Origin of the sequence: Pandoraea morbifera, assembly GCF_902459575.1 — a bacterium.
Taxonomy (GTDB): domain Bacteria; phylum Pseudomonadota; class Gammaproteobacteria; order Burkholderiales; family Burkholderiaceae; genus Pandoraea; species Pandoraea morbifera.
The window spans coordinates 80,136-99,480 of sequence record NZ_CABPSD010000013.1 but is presented as its reverse complement, the minus strand read 5'-3'; the positions used below and the strand labels follow the sequence as shown (position 1 = coordinate 99,480).

General features: G+C 64.8%; 17 protein-coding genes. 7 read left to right on the top strand and 10 right to left on the bottom strand.

The window, feature by feature from the left end:
• Nucleotides 1–34: 34 nt before the first annotated feature.
• Nucleotides 35–1,708 (bottom strand): hypothetical protein, encoded by a 1,674-nt coding sequence (locus PMO31116_RS19230; RefSeq protein WP_150568087.1) that lies wholly within the window; start codon nucleotides 1,706–1,708, stop codon nucleotides 35–37.
• Nucleotides 1,709–1,997: 289 nt separating this feature from the next.
• Here PMO31116_RS19230 and PMO31116_RS19225 point away from each other — a divergent pair, with 289 nt between their 5' ends.
• Together PMO31116_RS19225 and PMO31116_RS19220 are read left to right on the top strand one after the other, a co-directional pair.
• Complete coding sequence (locus PMO31116_RS19225) at nucleotides 1,998–2,957, top strand: flagellar brake protein (protein WP_150568086.1); 960 nt, start codon at nucleotides 1,998–2,000, stop codon at nucleotides 2,955–2,957.
• Nucleotides 2,957–3,748, top strand: coding sequence for an IclR family transcriptional regulator (locus PMO31116_RS19220; RefSeq protein ID WP_023596981.1), 792 nt, complete (start codon nucleotides 2,957–2,959; stop codon nucleotides 3,746–3,748). The genes PMO31116_RS19225 and PMO31116_RS19220 overlap by 1 nt, the downstream gene beginning before the upstream one ends.
• A gap of 152 nt (nucleotides 3,749–3,900) precedes the next feature.
• On the opposite strand, the gene PMO31116_RS19215 is transcribed toward PMO31116_RS19220, so the two are convergent.
• The 4 genes from PMO31116_RS19215 to PMO31116_RS19200 all read right to left on the bottom strand — a co-directional run bounded on the left by PMO31116_RS19215 (nucleotide 3,901) and on the right by PMO31116_RS19200 (nucleotide 8,215).
• Nucleotides 3,901–4,647 (bottom strand): aspartate/glutamate racemase family protein, encoded by a 747-nt coding sequence (locus PMO31116_RS19215; RefSeq protein WP_150568085.1) that lies wholly within the window; start codon nucleotides 4,645–4,647, stop codon nucleotides 3,901–3,903.
• 41 nt (nucleotides 4,648–4,688) lie between these two features.
• Nucleotides 4,689–6,104, bottom strand: a complete 1,416-nt coding sequence (hydA, locus tag PMO31116_RS19210) for a dihydropyrimidinase (protein WP_150568084.1) — start codon at nucleotides 6,102–6,104, stop codon at nucleotides 4,689–4,691.
• Nucleotides 6,105–6,108: 4 nt separating this feature from the next.
• Nucleotides 6,109–6,843, bottom strand: a complete 735-nt coding sequence (locus tag PMO31116_RS19205; RefSeq protein WP_150568083.1) for a maleate cis-trans isomerase family protein — start codon at nucleotides 6,841–6,843, stop codon at nucleotides 6,109–6,111.
• A gap of 73 nt (nucleotides 6,844–6,916) precedes the next feature.
• Entirely contained in the window at nucleotides 6,917–8,215 is a 1,299-nt protein-coding gene (locus PMO31116_RS19200; protein ID WP_025249502.1) for an MFS transporter, read from the bottom strand.
• Nucleotides 8,216–8,362: 147 nt separating this feature from the next.
• Here PMO31116_RS19200 and PMO31116_RS19195 point away from each other — a divergent pair, with 147 nt between their 5' ends.
• On the top strand, nucleotides 8,363–9,103 hold the full coding sequence (locus PMO31116_RS19195; RefSeq protein WP_023596986.1) for a GntR family transcriptional regulator: 741 nt from the start codon (nucleotides 8,363–8,365) through the stop codon (nucleotides 9,101–9,103).
• 83 nt (nucleotides 9,104–9,186) lie between these two features.
• Here the strand turns inward: PMO31116_RS19195 and asd are convergent, their stop codons facing one another.
• From asd to PMO31116_RS19180, 3 genes are all read right to left on the bottom strand, one after another.
• Nucleotides 9,187–10,035: an archaetidylserine decarboxylase gene (asd, locus tag PMO31116_RS19190; protein ID WP_150568082.1), complete on the bottom strand. Its 849-nt coding sequence runs from the start codon at nucleotides 10,033–10,035 to the stop codon at nucleotides 9,187–9,189.
• 491 nt (nucleotides 10,036–10,526) lie between these two features.
• Nucleotides 10,527–11,546, bottom strand: coding sequence for a 4-hydroxy-2-oxovalerate aldolase (gene dmpG / locus PMO31116_RS19185; RefSeq protein ID WP_023596988.1), 1,020 nt, complete (start codon nucleotides 11,544–11,546; stop codon nucleotides 10,527–10,529).
• A gap of 34 nt (nucleotides 11,547–11,580) precedes the next feature.
• Nucleotides 11,581–12,567 carry an acetaldehyde dehydrogenase (acetylating) gene (locus PMO31116_RS19180; RefSeq protein ID WP_023596989.1) on the bottom strand — a complete coding sequence of 329 codons (987 nt, stop codon included), beginning with the start codon at nucleotides 12,565–12,567 and terminating at the stop codon, nucleotides 11,581–11,583.
• Nucleotides 12,568–13,291: 724 nt separating this feature from the next.
• Here PMO31116_RS19180 and pagP point away from each other — a divergent pair.
• On the top strand, nucleotides 13,292–13,990 hold the full coding sequence (gene pagP, locus PMO31116_RS19175; RefSeq protein ID WP_174971487.1) for a lipid IV(A) palmitoyltransferase PagP: 699 nt from the start codon (nucleotides 13,292–13,294) through the stop codon (nucleotides 13,988–13,990).
• Here the strand turns inward: pagP and PMO31116_RS19170 are convergent.
• A complete protein-coding gene (locus PMO31116_RS19170; protein WP_150568080.1) occupies nucleotides 13,966–15,291 on the bottom strand; it encodes a sugar MFS transporter in 1,326 nt (441 codons plus the stop codon). The genes pagP and PMO31116_RS19170 overlap by 25 nt on opposite strands.
• Before the next feature lie 253 nt (nucleotides 15,292–15,544).
• Here PMO31116_RS19170 and PMO31116_RS19165 point away from each other — a divergent pair, with 253 nt between their 5' ends.
• From PMO31116_RS19165 to PMO31116_RS19155, 3 genes are all read left to right on the top strand, one after another.
• Entirely contained in the window at nucleotides 15,545–16,633 is a 1,089-nt protein-coding gene (locus PMO31116_RS19165) for a hypothetical protein (protein ID WP_150568079.1), read from the top strand.
• 337 nt (nucleotides 16,634–16,970) lie between these two features.
• Complete coding sequence (locus PMO31116_RS19160; RefSeq protein ID WP_150568078.1) at nucleotides 16,971–17,441, top strand: HU family DNA-binding protein; 471 nt, start codon at nucleotides 16,971–16,973, stop codon at nucleotides 17,439–17,441.
• A 639-nt stretch (nucleotides 17,442–18,080) separates the two neighbouring features.
• Nucleotides 18,081–18,833 carry a transporter substrate-binding domain-containing protein gene (locus PMO31116_RS19155; protein WP_425494814.1) on the top strand — a complete coding sequence of 251 codons (753 nt, stop codon included), beginning with the start codon at nucleotides 18,081–18,083 and terminating at the stop codon, nucleotides 18,831–18,833.
• Nucleotides 18,834–19,141: 308 nt separating this feature from the next.
• On the opposite strand, the gene PMO31116_RS24140 is transcribed toward PMO31116_RS19155, so the two are convergent.
• Nucleotides 19,142–19,345: a hypothetical protein gene (locus PMO31116_RS24140; protein ID WP_246185382.1), complete on the bottom strand. Its 204-nt coding sequence runs from the start codon at nucleotides 19,343–19,345 to the stop codon at nucleotides 19,142–19,144.

The window sequence follows — 19,345 nt, the reverse complement described above, 5'->3', positions numbered from 1 at the left end:
ATATTCCGTCATGACGTCGTCGCCATCGAAACCATCATGAGGGCCGAACGATGCCCGGCAAGGCGCGTTGCCCGGGTCCGGGATGCCCTCTGTCGCGCCGGGCGTCGAGCTCGATGTACACCACGCCGTCCCGCGTTCGGGCGAGCCCTGCCGGATCGGTCGAGGTCGCCGCCGCGGCCCCGTCGTCGTCTTCCCGGCGCGCGGCGGCCATCAGGCGTTCCGGCAGCGCCGAGCTCCAGTGCTGATAGGACAGCAGCAGACGATACGAAGCACGTAACGGCGTGGTGCTCACACTCTCCGAGGCGCAGCCCGTCCACCGGCGACCCCACGCACTTTCCGCCGGGCTCGCACTGAGCGCCTCCCGATCGCCGTCCCGATACCTGTGGCAACGCACGCCGAATGCCTCGCAAGCCAGCGCGATCCGGCTGGCGCTCAATGTTTCGCACGAAGCTAGCAAGTGCTCGCGCAAGGCTTCATGCGCGGCAATCGTCGCGAGCAGCGCCGTGTCGCAATGTGTGGCCAGGCTTGCGACCCGATCGGCACGCGCCATGGTTGACTCGCGCATGTCCTCGGGAACCTGCGCCAGCCGCATGCAAAGCGATTGCCACCGCCGTGTGAGCCCCTGCGCGTCGATTGCGAACGCCTCGTTGCGCGCCCATGTCCCGAGCAGGCTGGTCACCGCACGGCAGGAATCGAGCATGAGGCCGGCCACCCGCAGTATGCCGCGATAGCCGTCGTTCGCGGCAGAGGTCGCCGAGAACCACGATGGTATCCAGAGACCCAACCGGGCAGGCGGCACCGCGGTATTGGCTACGGTGAAGAGTGTTGCCACGTCGCGCGCGCGGGTGAGCGCGCCAAGCGTGTCCCGCCAGGATGATCGCAACGCCGCCGACGGCGGGCGCGACGCAGAGTGCCGCGGCGTCGGCGACACGAGACAGGCTTCGAGCAGCCGGCACCCCGCATCCATACGCTTGAGCACTTCGTCGACCGCATGGTGGCGAATCAAAGTGGGCGACCCGAGCGACTGCGTGACAGCGCCCTTGGCACCCTCGAACGCCAGGAGCGTCCAGTCGGCCCACGGCACGCCGAACGGCGTGTTGGCTGCCGCCGCCCCCGACACCCCGTCGGGCGTCGCATCGGTGCGATGCAAGCACGCGGCGAGGATCGCCAGCATCGACAGATTGCCCGCCAACGACAGCGCGTCACGTGCCGCGCGAAAGCGCCATCCCCGGTCTCCGGTAGATGCAAGGCTCTCCAGCCACCGGTTCACATCACGGCACATCGCATCGATGCCGCCCCGCCCGGCCGCATCCGCATTCCCGTGAGTGGGCGCCAACATCGTCTCGACCTGAGCCAACTTGCGCGCCAGTCGCGCATCGCGCTGGTGAGCAAGCGCAAACTCCGGGCGATAGAACTGCTGGTGCGCGCCGGTCGTCGCCCACAGGCCTGCCCAGGCGGCGCTGAACGCGCGCGCCAGCGCCGGATCGAGCGTCGGCGAAGACGCCGATGTGCGGCGTTGCGCGTGACACGTCGCGCTGTTGCCGATGGCGATGCCCCCATTCGTCACCCGCATCATCGCTTCGCCGGGGCCGCCTCGCTGTGCGCGATGCTGCATCGAGGCCTCGCGCGCGCCCGCCGGCACGACACCTGGCGAACCCCACTGTTCGCCCGCCCAGCCCGACGTCGTTGCATGCCGTTGATACTCCATGACACCCCCCACCTCGTCGTCACCGGCGTGCCGGCAAAGCGCCGACTATAGGCAGGCGGCATCGAACACGCGGCGCCTCGTCGAGCGGCAACGCGGGCATCGCCCGGCACGCCGACACCGATGGCGCTCGTCCCAACGCCGAGAGCGCACCCCAGCGAGCACACACTTACGCAGATTGCGCAACGACATGCCGGCCAGCCCCTCGCCAAGTGCCGATGCGTCGCGGTAGACTTTCGGGCACCTGACGTTCGCGGTCGTCCAACCCGAACCGAGCCCCTGATCCGTCCCTATGTCCACAGCCTCCACACCAGCTTCCTCTCCCGCCACCGCGGAGCCCACTGCAACGGCCGCACCCGTGCTGCCGCTCGTGGCGCTTACGCCCGAAGACATACCGCTCGGCGAAGCACTGCCCTGGGCCATTGTCGATCGCAACGGCGAGCCTTTGCTGGCGCAGGGCGACATCGTTCCGACACCGGCCGGACGCGATTGGCTCTTCGCCTCATTCGCGCCGCATCGCATGGCGAACCTCGGTGCGGACGACATGACGGACGGCGACGCCGCGTCGCCCCCGCAAGTGCTCACTGACAACACGCCAGCGCCGCAGTACGGACTCAACGACCTCAATCTGCGCCCCGGCGACTGGCTGCAGATCCAGTTGCCGCCGGGCGCCGGGTCACAGCGGGTGCGCACGCGCGTGATCGGCCATGCGCCCAATCACATGCTCTTCGTGACCGCGCCGACCGGACGCGCCGCCCCCCCTACCCTCCAACCGAGCGAACGGCTCGAACTGTGGACGTTCTCGGGTGAGGACATCTTTCACTTCGTCTGCACCGTCGAGCGTGTCGAGCGCGCACCTTTCGATTACGTGGTGCTCTCGGCGCCCGCACAGATTCGCCGCAAAGTATTGCGACGCTCGCAGCGCGTGCCCGCCAGACTGGTTGTCTCGGTGCAATCGGCGGCCGCAGGCGAGGCGCACCAGTTGGCGTTGTTGCAGGATGTCAGCGCCGAAGGCGTGTCGTTGCTGGCCAACGAACCGCTGGGCACTCCCGGCGACACGTTGCAGCTCGCGTTTCGCGTGCGCGTGGGCGACATCGACATGCCGATCGCCGCCGCAGGCACGATTCGGGGCGTGCAACAGGGCGACGACGGTCATTTGCATGGCATCGAACTGCCCATGCTCGAGCCGGCGCATTACGTGGCGCTCAAATGCTATGTGTACGAGCGCCTGCTCGCGCTCGGGGGGGCGTGATGGCAAAGCCGAAGTCGGCAGACGCCGAACGACCCCGCACGCTCGCCAGCCAGACGCTCTTTCGAGGACTCGACATCGTCGAGGCGGTCGCCGCGGGCATCGACACCGTGCCGGCGCTCTCCGCGCACACCGGCATCACGCCGTCGACCACGCATCGCATCGCCTCGGCGCTCGTGCACGCCGGGTATCTGCGCTTCGAGCCGCGACGCGGTTATCGGCTCGGCAACAAGCTCATCGAACTGGGTTTTCTCGCCTATCGGCAAATCGATCTGCCACGCCTGGCCCGGCCGGCACTGGAACACCTTGCCAGCGACACGCAGGACACAGTGCATCTGGCCGTCGCGGACGGTTGGGAAGTGATGTACCTGGACAAGCTGCCGGGACAGCGCGCAGTGGAAATCAGCTCGCGTATCGGCGGACGCAAGCCGATCTGCGTCACAGGCGTGGGCAAGGCGCTGCTGATCGACAAGACGGAAGACGATTGGCGCGCCCAGCTCGATCACTATCGGACACAGTCGCCGTCGCATCCGGTCGATACCGAAACATGGCTCGCGCGCATGCACGATTACGCGCGCCTGGGCTATGCCTTCGATCTCGAGGACGACACGCCGCAAATTCGCTGCGTGGCCGCACCCGTCTATGACGCGAGTCAGCGCATCGTGGCCGCCATCAGCGTATCGAGCACGACGAAATACATGAGCCGCGAGCGCATGCAGGAGCTCGTGCCGCGCGTCAAGGACGCCGCCGCGCAGATCAGTCGTCAACTCGGATGGTCCGGAGACGCGCGCTGACAGGCCACGTATCAGGCCTTACATCGGGCCCTGCCGGGCATGGGGTTGTGCCGCTTGCGGGATCGCCGCAGCGATCCCCACCTGCCCGGGACTCACGGCGCAAACCGTGGTGGCCGGTATCCCTTCGGCGTCCGTCCGACCGGAACGTGGCGTCACTCGGGCGCGCGAAGCAGGCGACCGATCGCAGGTGGCATGCCCGCATTGGGCTTGGGCGGCGGACGCTGAAAGCTCCCCTGCATCGCCGCCCCGGGTTGCAGCGCGACCAGCGACTCGCAATGCCGCACGGCGCTCGATACGCCGTCGACAACCGGCACCGGAATTTGCTTACGTAACGTGCGTGCTAGTCCGGCCAGCGGTGCGCCTGCAACCACGATCACATCGGCGCCGTCCTCCTCGACCGCTTGCCGGCTGAGCGCGATCAGTCGCTCGGCGTGATCCTCCTGCACGGTCGCAATGTCCCGCAGCGGCGACGTCAGGCTGCGAATGCTCGCCAGCCGCGAGGCGAGTCCGTTCGCTTCCACGCATTCGCGATACCACGCCTGAATGCGATGCGAGATGGCGATGATCGAGAAGCGAGCCCCCAGCAGACAGGCGCTCGCCAGCGCGGCCTCGGTCATACCGACGACGGGCACGTCGAACAGCTCCTTGAGTCCGCCCAGTCCCGGGTCGCCGAATGCCGCCACGACCAGCCCGTCGAACGAGCCGGCCTGTTCCGCTGCCGCGCACGCCGTGGCGTAGCCCCCGACCAGCGCTTCGAACCGGGTTTCGATGTAGGCGACGCCGAACGCCGCCGTGGCGAACGACAACGCCGTCTCGGGCGACGCCGCACGGCGTGCTTCGGCTTCGATGAGTGCCGTCACACTGGTGGAGATGTTGGGATTTACCACAAGTAGGCGCATAACCGCTCCTGCAAGTTGCGTCGATTGGCGTGAGACCGGCGTTACACCAGCGACGGACTGCCTGCCGGTAGGAAATGCCCTCGCCCGGCGGCGGGTTCGAGATACAGACCGTTGGCCACCAGTTGTTCGCCTCTCGAGAAGCAATGCACCGGCCAGCCCGTGACTTCGCGCCCCTCGTAGGGCGTGTAGTCGACGGCGTGATGCAACTGCGCGTTGCGGATGGTCATGCGCGCATCGGGGTCCCACAGCACGATGTCCGCATCCGCGCCCACCGCAATCGTTCCCTTGCGCGGGTACAACCCATAGAGCCGCGCGGGTCGATATGACGTCAGTTCGACGAATTGATGGAGCGAGATGCGCCCTTGCCGCACGCCGTCGAACAGCAACGGCATACGCGTTTCGATGCCGGGAATGCCGTTCGGGATATGCTCGAACGATTGTGGCTTGCCGCCCGGCTTCTTGCCCTGGGGGTCCTCGTAGTTGAACGGAGCGTGGTCGGACGAAAAGACGGAGAACACGCCCTGCCGGAGGGCCTTCCAGACGGCCTCCTGGTTATCGGTGTCGCGTGGCGGGGGACTGCACACGCATTTCGCACCGGCATAACCGTCGTCGCCCGGATGCCCCATGTCCTCGGCACTCAGGTAGAGATATTGCGGGCACGTTTCGGCAAGGATCTGCATGCCCCGGCCTTGTGCCCAGCGGATCTGTCCGATGGCCTCCTTGCCCGAGACATGCACGATGAGTATCGGCACGTCGACCAGTTCGGCAAAGGTGATCGCGCGATGCGTGGCTTCTCGCTCGACGGCGGCCGGCCGCGCGAGGCCGTGAAACTTCGGCGCGATGCGCCCCTGTCCCACGAGCTTGTCCGTCAGCCACGCGATGCAGTCGGCGTTCTCCGCGTGCACCATTACCAGCGCATCGTGTTCGCGGGCGACAGACAGCACTTCCAGAATCTCGCGGTCGGAGAGCTTGAGATCGTCGTACGTCATGTAAATCTTGAACGACGTATAACCCTCCTGAATCAACTGCGGCAACTCTTCGCGCAACACCTTTTCCGTCGGGTCCGAAACGATCAGGTGAAAGCTGTAGTCGGCAACGGCGCGCCCATGCGCGCGGCGATGGTAGTCCTCGACCGCAGCGCGCAGCGAGCCGCCCTTTTCCTGCGCCGCGAAAGGGATCACCGTGGTCGTGCCGCCACAAACGGCCGCACGCGTGCCGGTATGGAAGTCGTCGGCCATGCGCAACCCGTCCGGCATCGGCTGGTCGAGATGGCAGTGGCCGTCCACGCCGCCGGGAAGCGCGAGCAGCCCGGTCGCATCGATCTCGCGCGCCCCGCCGGGCAAGTGCTTGCCCAGGGCCGTGATCACACCGTCGCGCACGCCGATGTCGCATTGAAACCGGTCGGACGCCGTCACGACGTCGGCGTGACGAATGACCAGATCGAAGGTGTCGCCCATTGCCTTATGCTCCTTCGGTAAACAGTTGTCCCCAGCCGCGCAGTTCACGCGTGTCGATGCCCGCGAGCTGCATCGACTTCCAGATGACGGTCGATATCGTGTCGTAAATCGGAATGCCGGTCCTCGCCTCCAGGTCGCGCGCGAGCGGCGCCGCGTGCAGATTGGTGCAGAACGTCGTGATCGCCTGCGGGCGCGACTGCGCGACTTCGCCGACAAGACGCGACAGGGTCTCGCCGCTGACCTCCGAGAACTCGAAGTTCCTGCTCAGGCTCAGGTGTCGCTCCGATGTGCACCGAATGCCCATGCGCGCGTAGTTCGCGACGATGCGTTGCTGCACGTCTTCCAGATAGGGCGTAACGAGGCCCAGTTCGGTCACACCGGTGCGCTTCAGAATTTCGTTGAGCGCGAGCACCGACGTGGTGGCGGGAATGCCGGTCGTCTCGGTGATCTGCCGGCACAACGCCTCGTCCGTCTCGAATCCGAGCCAGCCGGCGGACGTGCCGTTCCACGCGATGACGTCGACCTGCGCGTCGGCGAGCAGGCACGCCGCATCGAGAATCTTGGGCAGGTCGAATTGCCCCAGGGCGTTCGCCCCGAGCGAAATCTCGGTCACGCGAAAACGCGAGAAGTGAACGGACACATTGTCGAGTCCCGACACCATCGCGCTCGTGATCGGCTCGAGTGCCGTGTTCGAGGACGGTGTGAGCATGCCAAGCAGCTTTCTTTTTTTCGTCGTCATGGTCTTACCTGAAGCACGGAGATCGGCCAACGGACAGGCTGGCCGATCGCGGTTTGAAGAGGTTGCGCAAATCTCAGACGGGCAGCTTGCGTTCGTAGTCGATCAGCGTGGAGCACACGAACAGGCCAACACCGGCGGCTGCGAAGAACATCAGGGCAAGAAAGTACGAGCCCGTGGTCTGCACGATGAGGCCGACGATCAGCGGGACCGAAATGCCGCCGATGTTGCCGCCGAGATTCATCACGCCACCGAGGAAACCCACCTTGTGACGCGTGCCGAGAATCGACGGAATACACCAATAGAGCCCGCACCAGCGAAGGAAGAAGAGCGTGGAGGACAGCAGTGCGACCGTCGCGACATCGCTCTTGACATAGGCCACGGAAAAGATCGAAACGGTCGCGACGATCGCGGCGATGCCGAACAGGGTGCGCATGACCTTATTGGCGGACCCGCCCGCGGCTTTCCACTTGTCGCCGATCCAGCCGCCAAGCAACTCGCCGACGAAGCCGCAGAAGAAGATCACGAAACTCGCACCGCCCATTTGCCGGATATCGAATCCGTGCACCTTGTGGAGGTAGTTCGGCATCCAGGTCAGCAAGCCGTAAAAGACCGTGTTGAAACACATCCAGCCGAGGGCCATGCACCATACGGAACGGTACTTGAAGAAGTCGAGCGAGCGGCCGGAGAGATTGGCGGGTTCGGCCTGATGTTCGCTCGCCTGCGCCTGTTCGATATGGGTCGCTTCCTCGTCGTTCACGCCCGGGTGTTCGCGAGGGGTGTTGCGGATATAGCGCCACGCGACGTATCCGGCGAGCACCGTCCCGACACCGGCAACCACGAACGCCAGACGCCAGGATCCCAACAGTGTGATGAGCCACGTGATGATGATGGCACCGAGCGCGGCGCCGAGCGGAGCGCCGCCGTCGAGCAGCGTTGCCCCGCGCCCGCGTTCATGCTGCGTCATCCAGATTGCGTTCAGCTTCCCGCCCGCCGGATAAATCGGTGCTTCGGCCGCGCCAAGCCCGAATCGCGTGAGCAGCAACGACGTGGCGCTCGTGCAGAACGCGGCCGCGGCCTGGAAGATCCCCCAGAAAACGGTCGCCAGCGCGATCACGATCCGGGGTTTGTATTTGTCCGCCAGCATACCCCCTGGAATCTGCATCACCGCATAGGTCCAGAAGAAGCCGCTCAGAATCAGCCCTTCCATCGCGGGCGTGAGATCGAACTCCTTGGCAATCAACGGCATGGCCACAGACAACGATGCCCGATCGATGTAGTTGATCGAGATCAGACACAACATCAAGAAAAAAATCTTCCAGCGCACGGCACTTTTTGCAGTTGCCAAAGTGGCGACCCTACCTGTCGACTGCATGGTGACTCTCCCGAGTAGATGACCTGAATACGATTCGTCGCGCGACTTGGGATGGAGTATAGGATCTGTAATCTGTAATTACAATATCGGTAAATAATTGATTTTATTAGACTTGATTTAGGGAATTCCCTATATGGTAGGATATTTATGACACTGCTAAACACGCCAGAGACCGTGACCCTTCCCCTTCAGAAATCCCATAAGCTCCGCACGCTGGGCATGGCAGCCGAGATCACGGCGCGCCTGCGCATGATGATCGAGGAAGGTGAATTGCCGCCCGGTGAGCGCATCGACGAAAAGGCCCTTTGCGAGCTGTTCGATGTCTCCAAGACCCCATTGCGCGAAGCGCTGAAGACGCTGGTCTCGGAAGGTCTAGTGCTGCACCGGCAATACATCGGATATCGCGTGGCGCCGCTGGATCTCGAGGAGCTCCGGGCCACGTTCGAGACGCTTCACGGGCTCGAGCACATGGCGGGTGAACTGGCGGCCCGGCGTCTGACCGACAAGGCGCTTGCCGCCATCGAGAAGCAGCACGGCCAGATGCTCGATGCGCACGGCAAGGGCCTGCGCACCGAGTACTTTCGAACCAATCAGGCGATCCATCAGATGATCGTCGATGGCGCCGGCAACCCGGTGCTGGCGTCGATCTACGCAAGTCTGATGAGCAAAGTGCATCGGGCGCGCGGCGCCGCCAACGCGGACATGTCGCGATGGCAGGCCTCGCATGAGGAGCACGACGAGATCATCGCGGCGCTGCGCGAACCCGGCCGTCCGCGTCTGGCGGAGGTACTGCGGGCGCACTCGGAAAACACGGCGCGGGAAGTGCTGAGCGTGGTGGCGGAAGCCATCCGGCACGGCGCGCAGCGCAACGCGGAAAAAGCGGGCTAGGCGTCAGAAGACGGGCAGACGGAAGGGTGCGAGCCTGCACATGGCACGAGCGCACGAGCGCGCCACGCGTCGTCGCACCGCGCTCAGACGATCATCGCCTCGCCCATGCGAACCTGGCAGCCGGCAGACCAGTCCGGGCTGAACCGTCCCATCCCCGGCGGCACGAGCAGCACCACTGTCGAGCCGAGCTGGAAGTGCCCCATCTCCTCGCCCTGCTTCAGGGAGATGTCGCGCTGACCATAGTCCCACGTACTCACGCCCGCCGCCCCGCCTCCGCTGCGCGGATTGACGATGCCGTGCCACACGGTTGCGATGCTTCCGACGATCGCCGCGCCGACCAGCACCATGGCGAACGGTCCGTAAGGGGAGTCGAATTCACACACGACACGCTCGTTGCGCGCGAACAGGGCGTCGACGCCGCGTGCGGTCGCGGGGTTCACCGAATAAAGCTCCCCCGGTACGTGACGCATCGAGCGAAGCCGCCCGTCGCACGGCATGTGGATGCGGTGGTAATCACGCGGACTCAGGTAAATCGTGGCGAACTGGCCGTCGTTGAAACGACTCGCCTGTGCGGGATCGCCGGCAAGCAGCGCGCCGCTGCCGAACGTTTTGCCCTTGGCCTGAAAAATCTGGTCATGCGCGATCGTGCCGAACTGACTGACCGCACCATCGGCCGGGCAGATCATCGGGGCCGAGGCGAGCGGGCGTGCACCGGGGCGCAGTGCCCGGGTAAAGAAGTCGTTGAAGGTCGTGTAGGCCTCGGGCGCCTGGCGCTGCGCTTCCGTCATGTCGACACCGTAGCGGGCAATGAAGCGCCGAATCACCCAAGGGGTCAAGGCACCGAGGCGCCGATTCGCCAGGCAGCCGAACGCACGCGTCATGAGCGTTTTGGGCAAGACATGTTGTAGCAATACGAATGCGCGGTCGGACACAGGTGGATTTCCTAGGTATCGATCAGGGTACGAAGTCATGCAGCGCCTGGCGGCATCGCTGCCGAGTTTTCCATCGGCGGCATGCCGGCCGAAGGGACCCGCCGACGATGCGACTGCCACAGCGGCCTGCGGCGCGATTATGCACAATCGGCGAGCGCCACAGCGCGCTTTCGACCAAAGTTCGCGATTATCCCGGAAATCCGCCGACGTCCTCGCATTTTGACGATGGGGCGTTTTGCGTTGGCGAGGTCGACCGGCCGCACGATGGCCGCCTGCCAGCCACATGGCGGGCAAATGGCGAGCACACGGCGCGCAAACATCCGGCCGGCGGCGACCGAGACGCGATCTGGCCCCGCGATGGTAAATCACGCGGATTCAAGACGCAAAAAAAGACCGGCCCGTCTGACGAGGGGCCGGAGTCGGCAGGGATGTGCCGTGCCGCGGGTACCGCCAGGGTACCCGGCTCGACTCGTGGTCGTGTTTGCCGACGATCAGGCGGCGCGACGCTTGAGCAGATCGAGTGCAACGTCGACGATCATGTCCTCCTGACCGCCCACCATCCGACGCTGCCCCAGCTCGACCAGGATGTCCACGGTCTTGAGGTTGTAATGCGCGGCGGCGGCTTCCGCATGGCGCAGGAAGCTCGAATACACGCCTGCGTATCCGAGCGCGAGAGTCTCGCGATCCACACGCACCGCACGATCCTGCAGCGGACGCACGATGTCGTCGGCGGCGTCCATGAGCGTGTACAGGTCGCAGCCGTGGTTCCATCCCAGGCGCGACGCCGCCGCGATGAAGACCTCGAGCGGCGCATTCCCCGCACCGGCCCCCATGCCGGCGAGACTCGCGTCGATCCGGTCGCACCCCTCTTCCACCGCAACGATGGAGTTCGCCACCCCGAGGCTCAGATTGTGGTGGGCGTGCATGCCGGTAAGCGTCTCGGGCTTGAGCACGTCCTTGAATGCGCGGAAGCGATCGCGCACATCGTTCATACCGAGCGCACCGCCCGAGTCCACCACGTAGATGCACTGCGCGCCATACGATTCCATGAGCTTGGCCTGTTCGGCCAGGTGCTGCGGCGTGGTCATGTGGCTCATCATCAGGAAGCCAACGGTGTCCATGCCCAGCTCACGCGCATAGGCAATGTGCTGGCGCGAGACGTCGGCTTCCGTGCAATGCGTGGCGATACGCACCACGCGGGCCCCCGCGTCATACGCCTCGCGCAGGTCGTGCACAGTACCCACGCCCGGCAACAGCAGGGTGGCGACCTTGGCGTGCGTAACCGTCTCGGCCACGGCGGCGATCCACTCGAGATCGGTGTGCGCGCCGAAGCCGTAGTTGAAGCTGGAACCGGACAGGCCATCGCCGTGCGCGACTTCGATCGAATCGACACGGGCGGCATCGAGCGCGGCCGCAATCGCCTTGACGTTGGCAATGCTGTACTGGTGACGAATCGCGTGGCTGCCGTCGCGCAGCGTCACGTCGGAGATATAAAGCTTTTTCTGCGTCATGATGGTGTGAGTCTCCTGATAGCGCGTGCGACGTTCAGGCCGCGAGCGCCAGGCGCGTGGCGGCGATACGGTCGGCGCAGGCCAGCGCGGCGCTGGTCATGATGTCGAGGTTGCCCGCGTAGGCCGGCAGGTAGTGAGCGGCGCCTTCGACTTCGAGGAACACCGACGTCTTCAGGCCCGTGAGCTTGCCCAGGCCCGGCACGTTGAGCGGACGCGAGGCGTCGAACAGCTCGAACTGCACCTTCTGCTTCAGGCGGTAACCCGGCACGTAGCTGTGCACCTTGTCGACCATCGCCTGAATGCTCGCTTCGATCGCGGCCTGATCGCCCGGCTCGGACAGGACGAAGACGGTGTCGCGCATGATGAGGGGCGGCTCGGCCGGATTGAGCACGATGATGGCCTTGCCGCGCGATGCGCCGCCGAGCACTTCGATGGCCTTGGAGGTCGTTTCGGTGAATTCGTCGATGTTGGCGCGGGTGCCCGGTCCTGCCGACTTGCTCGAGATCGAAGCGACGATCTCGGCGTAGTGCACCTTGGCAACCTGAGAAATGGCCGCGACCATCGGAATCGTGGCCTGACCGCCGCACGTCACCATGTTGATGTTGCGCGCATCGAGGTGCGCGTCGAGATTGATCGACGGAATCACGTACGGACCGATCGCCGCCGGCGTCAGGTCGATGACTTGCACGCCGCGCGCTTGCAGCAGTTCGTTGTGATGCGCGTGTGCCTTGGCTGACGTCGCGTCGAACGCGATGCGGATGTCCTCGAAGCCCGGCATGGCGAGCAGGCCGTCAATGCCGCCGGCCGTCACCGGCACGCCCAGACGCTCGGCACGTGCCAGGCCATCCGAGGCCGGATCGATACCGACCATCGCGCCCATCTCCAGATGCTCGCTGTTACGCATCACCTTGATCATCAGGTCGGTGCCGATGTTGCCCGAGCCAATGATCGCCACTTTCTGTTTGCGTCGTTCTGTCACTGTCGTCTCCTGAACGTGTCCGTCGACCGGTATGAGGCGCATCGTAATTCCCCGACAACTAAAATGTCAATATGTAAACATTGATCTCATATATTGGGATTTTAAGATTGCAATAATCGGCGTGCCTTATCCACATTTTTTGTTCACAAGCCCGTTGATAACTTGCGGAAAAGCGTACCAAGTGACTGATTCGACAAGGAAGAATGACGTCGCGCGAAAGTTGTGCCGTGTGCGTGAAAACGAGGCGTGGCGCGGGTTTTCGGCAGGTGCCGTTATCCACAGAATCTGTTTGCAAGGCAGTGGACAACTTCAGGATAGGTCGCCCAAGTCCTTGATCCGATGCGGAAAAAGTGTCGCGCATATTTGCTGCGCCAATGCTGCTGTCATCGCGACACCGAATGGCGGGCAGGTCGGGCGTGCCTCGGCGTGACGCGTCGCCGAATGCGTTATCCACAGAAAATGTTCACAACCCGGTGAATAACGCGTCGATATCCGTCGTATGCCTTTGACGCAAAAGGCTTTCTTTTCGTCGCAGCCGGATCGGTCAGAGCGTGCGCGGGCTGTGGGCAGCGGGAGAACGCGGGTCGCGAGGCGAACTTTTCGTCGGCATGGCATGTCTAGAAGACACGCGAACGCCGGGCAGGCAAGCTGTCGTTCATACCGACATCGACACGGACACGTTCCCCGCCCCTGCCTGCGACACGCATCGCCCCGCGAAGTCGACGATCGGTGTCGACACGCGTCTCGCAACATCTTCCAAGCAACCATGACTACGACCCCCCAATGCATCGGGCGGCTCGCGCCATCGATTTCACTCGCATCGCTTGCCGTCCCCGACCGAATCGTTTCCTCCGCGTTGCGCACCCATGCGCCGCGCCGCGCGTTTCAGGCGTCGCGTCGCCACACGCTCGCGCTGGGTGTCGCAATCGCCTGCCTGTCGCCATTTGCCGCGCAGGCAAACGACGCCCCGGGCATCGTATCGACCTGGACCGGTGCGATCGTCAACGAAGTGCGCGACGTGGCCACGCAGGGCGCCAGCGATCTCTACGTGCCCTTGCACACGCATCATCTGCGCTTCGCCTACACGGCCGAGAAGATCGCCCAATACAACGAAAATCCCTGGGGCCTGGGCTACGGCCGCGTGTTGTCCGACGGCAAGAGCGGCTCGCGCATGCTGTATGCCATGGCGTTCAAGGACTCCCACAACGACTGGTCGCCCATGGCCGGCTACGGACGCATCTGGAACATTGCGAACGCGGGCCCCGTGCGTTTCGGGCTAGGCTACACGGTGTTTCTGATGTCGCGCTCCGACACGCTCGGCGGTGTGCCCTTCCCCGGTGCGCTCCCGCTCGCCGAGATCGGTGTGGGACGCGCATCGGTCGCCACCGCGTATGTGCCTGGCGGCAAGGGCAACGGCAACGTGCTGTTCATCTTCGGCCGCTACACGTTCGGCAAACCCGGCTGATGCCGCTCGGGGTCCGCCTGTGCCATGGCGCGTGCGCACCATGCTCCGAACCCCGCGATGTACAGATAAGCCACCGCCGGGACAAGGAAAGACAACATGAGCCCGGCGCCATCGGCGAGCATGCCCTGCAGATAGGGCAGCACCGCGCCGCCCACGATCGCCATGCAGATCAGGCCGCCCCCTTCGCTCACGCGTGCCCCCAGCCCCCCCACCGAAAGCGAGAAAATCGTCGGGAACATGATGGCATTGCCGAGGCCGCAAGCCAGCAACAACCACATCCCGAGCGACGCCGGCACTGCGAGCGACGCCACGATCAGCGTCACGTTGTACAGCGCGCACACGCTGAGCATCCTGCCGGCAGACACCCGGCGCAGCAGCCATGCGCCGACGAAGCGCCCGAGCATCGCTCCGCCCCAATAGAGCGGCAAATATCGGCTCGCATGGGCGTGGTCGGCAATGCCCGTCTGCGTGTTGGTCAGGTAGACGATGAGAAAGCTGCCGATACTCACTTCCGCACCGACGTAAAGAAATAGCGCCACGATGCCGTAACGCAAGGGACGGTGCGCGAACAGGCCGCGAACGTTGCCGAGCAGGCCCGGTCGCGAGGTCTCGGCGGCGCCCGGCTCCGGCAGCGTCAGGCGCCACAGGACGACTCCGCCCAATGCCAGCACGGCCGCCAGCAGGCCATACGGTCCGCGAACGCTGTCGGCAGCATGTCCCGCTGTCGCAGACGATTGCGGCGCGAGGATCCAGAGCGCGGCGAGCGGCGGACCGATGGTGGTGCCCAGCGAGTTGAATGCCTGCACGAGCGTCAGACGGCTTGCGGCCGCACCGCGCGAGCCCAAGGTCTCCACATAGGCATTGACGGCAACCTGCAGCAACGTGACGCCGCTCGCGAGCACGAAGAGCGCAGCGAGGAAACAGGGATACGAAACCAGCGCCGCGGCCGGAAAGAACAGTGCGCAACCCAGACCGGCCAGCCACAGCGAACTCGCCAGGGCGCGCCGGTAACCGATGCGCGCCGTGTACTGCCCGGCCGGGTACGACACGACGAAATAGGCGGCAAAGAAGCTGGACTGGATGAGCGCCGCGTCACGATACGTCAGATCGAACGCAGCCTTGAAGTGAGGCACGAGAATATCGTTGAGCGACGTGATGAGCCCCATCGCGAAGAACAACGTGGCGAGCACGGCAAGCACGCGGTTCACGCGAGGCTGGGCCGTCGGGGCCGTATCGCAGGCAACGGGGCCACCACCGGTTTCGTCGGCGGTGCGGGGTTCGCAGAAGCGGTCGTCGGGCATGCATCTCTCCAGAGGACAACGGCACGAGCGCGTTGATGAACAATGAAGGGGGGCAGACTGAAAGAGAGTGTAGACCGCACGATCCATGCCAGGGTACGGGGGAAATCTCATATTTGCGTGACGCGGCCATGTTTCCGATTCGCCGTGGAACGCGCGCTTTATCTTGCTGTTCGCTGTTTTCGGCGCTTGTCAGCCGACATCTTTTGATCGACTATCCGCAGCACGGGATAGGCCGCACATTCGGGGATACATCATGCGGGGATTGGCTTCATTCAAGATTGCGACGGCATGGCTCGTCGCGGGCACGCTCGGCTATGCAGGCTACGCGCAGGCGCAGCCAGCGCCTGCCGCGCTCGCGCCGCCCGCCTGCAACTGTGCACAAATCGTCGCCGACTGTTCGGCTTCCGTATCCGTTCTGCCGGTGCGCGCCCTCAACGGCGCGTTCTCGGCCGACGTGCTGCTACAGACCAACGCGCCGTCATGTGCGAAGGTCGACTACCAGCTCGACGACACGGCGTACGTAACGATCGTGCAAAACGGCGCACAGAGCGCACTGCGTCTATATGGCACGCGCCCGCTCACGCGCAACAGCCTGTCGCACATGTCGTGCCACGTGTGCGCGCCGGCGTCGGCCCCTGTGCCCAACGACGGCTTGCCGCCGGAGATGGCGCGCGTCGACGGCGCCCCGGGCACCTACAGTGGAGCGCCGCCCGCCCCTGCGCCGGCCGCGCCGCTCGCTTACGCCGCGCCCGCCCCTCTGCCCGGAAGCGGTGCGCAAATGCCGCCGCCCCCGGCAACCGCCGACGCCGCGAACACAGCGAACGCCGCCACGACGCCAACGCTGCCGAGTCAAATCGGCGACACGGCCGGACTGAACGCGGTGAACGCCACCAGCGCGGGCACCCCCGACGTTGCGCGCGATGTCACGTCGATAGACGCACCGGCACCGGCGGGCGTCACCATCGTGACCCCACCGATTGCACCGGGCACGGTCATGCAGGCGAGCGTGCCGGTGCCGCCGCCGGCACACGTGGTAAATCCCTCGGGACGCTGGCGCGGTCTGTGCACGAATGCGCCGCTATGGTGGCAATTATGGGGCTCGCCCATGACGCGACTCATGTCGCTCGCGCTCAACGGCGCTCAGGTGACCGGCAGCGTCGACGACGTCGAGCCGAATGTTCACACCTCGGTGCAGGGCACGCTCGTCGGCGAAACACTGCAAATGGCCGGCAGTTTCGGCGCGAAGCACGACATCACGTTCGGCGCCGACGGCACCACGCTCACCGACGCCTGGTGCAATGCCGACGGTCGCTGCGAAACCTGCGAAATGCAGCGTTTCTGAGGGTTTCCGGGCAATCGTGGCGTCGTTGCGAGCGGCGCTTCGCATGCAAGATGCCGTTGGGCCTTGCCGGCGAAAATCAGAAGAATGGCGCGCCGGCGTCGCGGTGAAAAAAACGCGACGGCGCGAACCGGTCGATACGTCGTGAACAAAAGCGCGATGAATCCCCCGGAAAAGTCGCTGCGATCCGGCGCGCAGCCTTGTGCGGCAAGCGCGCAACATTGTGCGCGCACTACTCGCATAAAGCGATTTCTTAGGTAGAATCGTCGGCGCAGCAAGACGTATCATTCGGGTGGCCGTTCTCCGACGGCACTTTCTTATTCTCATCGATTGGATCGATATGGCAACGGCAAAGAAAGCAGCAGCAAAGAAGGCCCCTGTGGCGAAAAAGGCCCCGGCCGCCAAGAAGGCGCCGGCAGCGAAGAAGGCTGCTCCGAAGGCAGTCCCGAAGACCGCCGCAAAGGCAGCTCCGAAGGCCGCCGCGAACGGCAAGGTTTCGCCGATCAAGGAAGCACTCAACAAGACCCAGCTGGCAGCACACCTCGCCGAACAATCGGCAGTCGCCGTGAAGGAAGTCAAGGCAGTGCTCGCCGCACTCGAGAACACCATCATCAGCTCGCTGCACAAGAAGGGCGCCGGCGAATTCACGCTGCATGGTCTGTTCAAGGTCACGTCGCAGCAAATCGCCGCCAAGGCGAAGCGTTTCGGCAAGGACCCGTTCACGGGTCAAGAGCGTTGGTTCCCGGCCAAGCCCGCTTCGGTGCGCGTGAAGGTTCGCCCGCTGAAGAAGGTGAAGGACGCCGCCCAGTAAGCTCTGCGCTCACGCCGCCGTGCACGTCACGGCACGGCGAAAAGCGAGGACCTGGCAAGCTGCGCCTGATAACGGTGCCGATTTTTCGGCACCGTTTTTTTTGCACTCTCCGTTCGCTATCCCGCCATCCCGCGCCCCCCCTGCTGCACCGCCGTCTTCCCATCGCGACCGCCGTCGCCGGACGCCACGATTTCGCGAACTCGCGACGGCCCGACGCGCGCCCCCGCATGTGACTGATTTCGTCATCCTCATCACTTTCCCGACGGCTTCGCCGAGCCGCGCGTGGTGCGCGAACACCCGGTTTTCGCTCGGGTTATTGCGGAGTGGACGCCTCTGTTGCCGCCCGCTACCATCGCTCGGGACGCCCGTCGGCCAGCGCACCGTCCGATCCCGGCATTTCGCTCGCGCCGCGCCATCGGCAACGCCGGCGGCGGTTTCCCCGGCTTCAGGAGACTCAGCATGACTCGCAAGTTATCGCGTCACCCTGTACCAGCACGCACCGCGACGCCACACCCGGCCAGTCGCCGCACGCCCGCCGGCGAGATCGATTTGCATTCGCGCCGCGGCTTTCTCGCGACGCTCGGTGTGGCGGCGATGCCCGCGGGCTTCGTCGGCTCGCTCGGGGGCACGCTCGGGAGTATGCTCACCAGCACCCTCTCTCTGTTCGCCACACCTGTCCATGCGCAGACCGTGGCCGACATCAGGAAGAAGGGAACGCTCAACGTGGGAATGCTCATCGACTTTCCTCCCTACGGCACCACGAACGCCCAGGCGCAACCGGACGGCTACGACGCAGACGTCGCACGCCTGCTCGCCCATGACATGGGTGTGAAGGTGAATCTGGTGCCAGTGACGGGGCCGAACCGGATCCCGTACCTGCTGAGCGGCAAGGTGGACGTTTTGGTCGCCTCGCTCGCGATCACGCCGGAGCGCGCGAAACAGGTACAGTTCTCCAAGCCCTATGCGGCCGCGACGATCGTGCTGCTCGGCAAGACAGGCACGTCGATCAAATCCGCCGCGGACCTCAAAGGACTGAGGGTGAGCGTGGCGCGCGCGAGCACGCAAGACATGGCGGTCACGAAAACGGCGCCCGCCGGCACGGAGATTCGTCGCTTCGAGGACGACGCCTCCGCCATGCAGGCGCTGCTCACCGGCCAGGTCGATGCCATTGGTTGCTCGGTCACCGTCGCGAATGCGATTCGCCAGCGTGCGCCCGGCCAGTTCGAGCCCAAGTTCAACCTGCTTCAACAGGCCATGGGCATCGCCATGCGTCCCAATCAGCCCGAGCTGCTCGCGGCGGTCAACGACTTCGTCACACGCAACACCAGCAATGGCGAGCTGAACAAGTTGTATCGGAAGTGGCTGGATACGGATCTGCCGAAACTGTCGTAAGCATCGTCGGCCTCAGCGCCACGCGATCGCGCCAAAGCCATCGATGCCGCGTGCCGCGCATCGTCCCGCCCTCACAACTTCGCCCTCCCGCCGCCCCCCTGCCCTGATCCCGAGGGTATCGAAATGCGCATTTCGATACCCTTGAGCAATTCTCCGCCGATGTCCACATCATGTCAGATCGCCCGCCACGCGGGCATTTCCCCGTGGCAGATCTGGGGCACAGCAAAAATAATTTTGCTTTCGACTCAATTTAGATATATCGTAAACATGTCTTAACTACATCGACAAGGGGTCGCATCATGCGTGGATCACGTGGCGATTTCATGGGCCGGGGCCCGCTGGACCTGGACAAAATGGATTTTGGCGACGAACGCCGCGGCGGGCGGCATGGACGGCGCGGCGGGGGTGAGGGTTACGGGGACGGTCGCTTCGGACGCGGCGACGACACCCGCATGGAGCGCGCGGAACGCGGCGGTCGGGGCGGACGCGGTGGCGGCCGGCTGTTCAGCCAT

Bases quoted from the DNA above. Each gene is read 5' to 3' on its own strand.
- PMO31116_RS19155 (WP_425494814.1), top strand. From the start codon at position 18,081: ATGCTCACCAGCACCCTCTCTCTGTTCGCCACACCTGTCCATGCGCAG.
- hydA (WP_150568084.1), bottom strand. From the start codon at position 6,104: ATGGGCGACACCTTCGATCTGGTCATTCGTCACGCCGACGTCGTGACG.
- pagP (WP_174971487.1), top strand. From the start codon at position 13,292: ATGACTACGACCCCCCAATGCATCGGGCGGCTCGCGCCATCGATTTCA.
- PMO31116_RS19160 (WP_150568078.1), top strand. From the start codon at position 16,971: ATGGCAACGGCAAAGAAAGCAGCAGCAAAGAAGGCCCCTGTGGCGAAA.
- PMO31116_RS19165 (WP_150568079.1), top strand. From the start codon at position 15,545: ATGCGGGGATTGGCTTCATTCAAGATTGCGACGGCATGGCTCGTCGCG.
- PMO31116_RS19180 (WP_023596989.1), bottom strand. From the start codon at position 12,567: ATGCGCCTCATACCGGTCGACGGACACGTTCAGGAGACGACAGTGACA.
- PMO31116_RS19225 (WP_150568086.1), top strand. From the start codon at position 1,998: ATGTCCACAGCCTCCACACCAGCTTCCTCTCCCGCCACCGCGGAGCCC.
- PMO31116_RS24140 (WP_246185382.1), bottom strand. From the start codon at position 19,345: ATGGCTGAACAGCCGGCCGCCACCGCGTCCGCCCCGACCGCCGCGTTC.
- PMO31116_RS19205 (WP_150568083.1), bottom strand. From the start codon at position 6,843: ATGACGACGAAAAAAAGAAAGCTGCTTGGCATGCTCACACCGTCCTCG.
- PMO31116_RS19230 (WP_150568087.1), bottom strand. From the start codon at position 1,708: ATGGAGTATCAACGGCATGCAACGACGTCGGGCTGGGCGGGCGAACAG.
- PMO31116_RS19200 (WP_025249502.1), bottom strand. From the start codon at position 8,215: ATGCAGTCGACAGGTAGGGTCGCCACTTTGGCAACTGCAAAAAGTGCC.
- dmpG (WP_023596988.1), bottom strand. From the start codon at position 11,546: ATGACGCAGAAAAAGCTTTATATCTCCGACGTGACGCTGCGCGACGGC.
- PMO31116_RS19220 (WP_023596981.1), top strand. From the start codon at position 2,957: ATGGCAAAGCCGAAGTCGGCAGACGCCGAACGACCCCGCACGCTCGCC.
- PMO31116_RS19195 (WP_023596986.1), top strand. From the start codon at position 8,363: ATGACACTGCTAAACACGCCAGAGACCGTGACCCTTCCCCTTCAGAAA.
- PMO31116_RS19170 (WP_150568080.1), bottom strand. From the start codon at position 15,291: ATGCCCGACGACCGCTTCTGCGAACCCCGCACCGCCGACGAAACCGGT.
- PMO31116_RS19215 (WP_150568085.1), bottom strand. From the start codon at position 4,647: ATGCGCCTACTTGTGGTAAATCCCAACATCTCCACCAGTGTGACGGCA.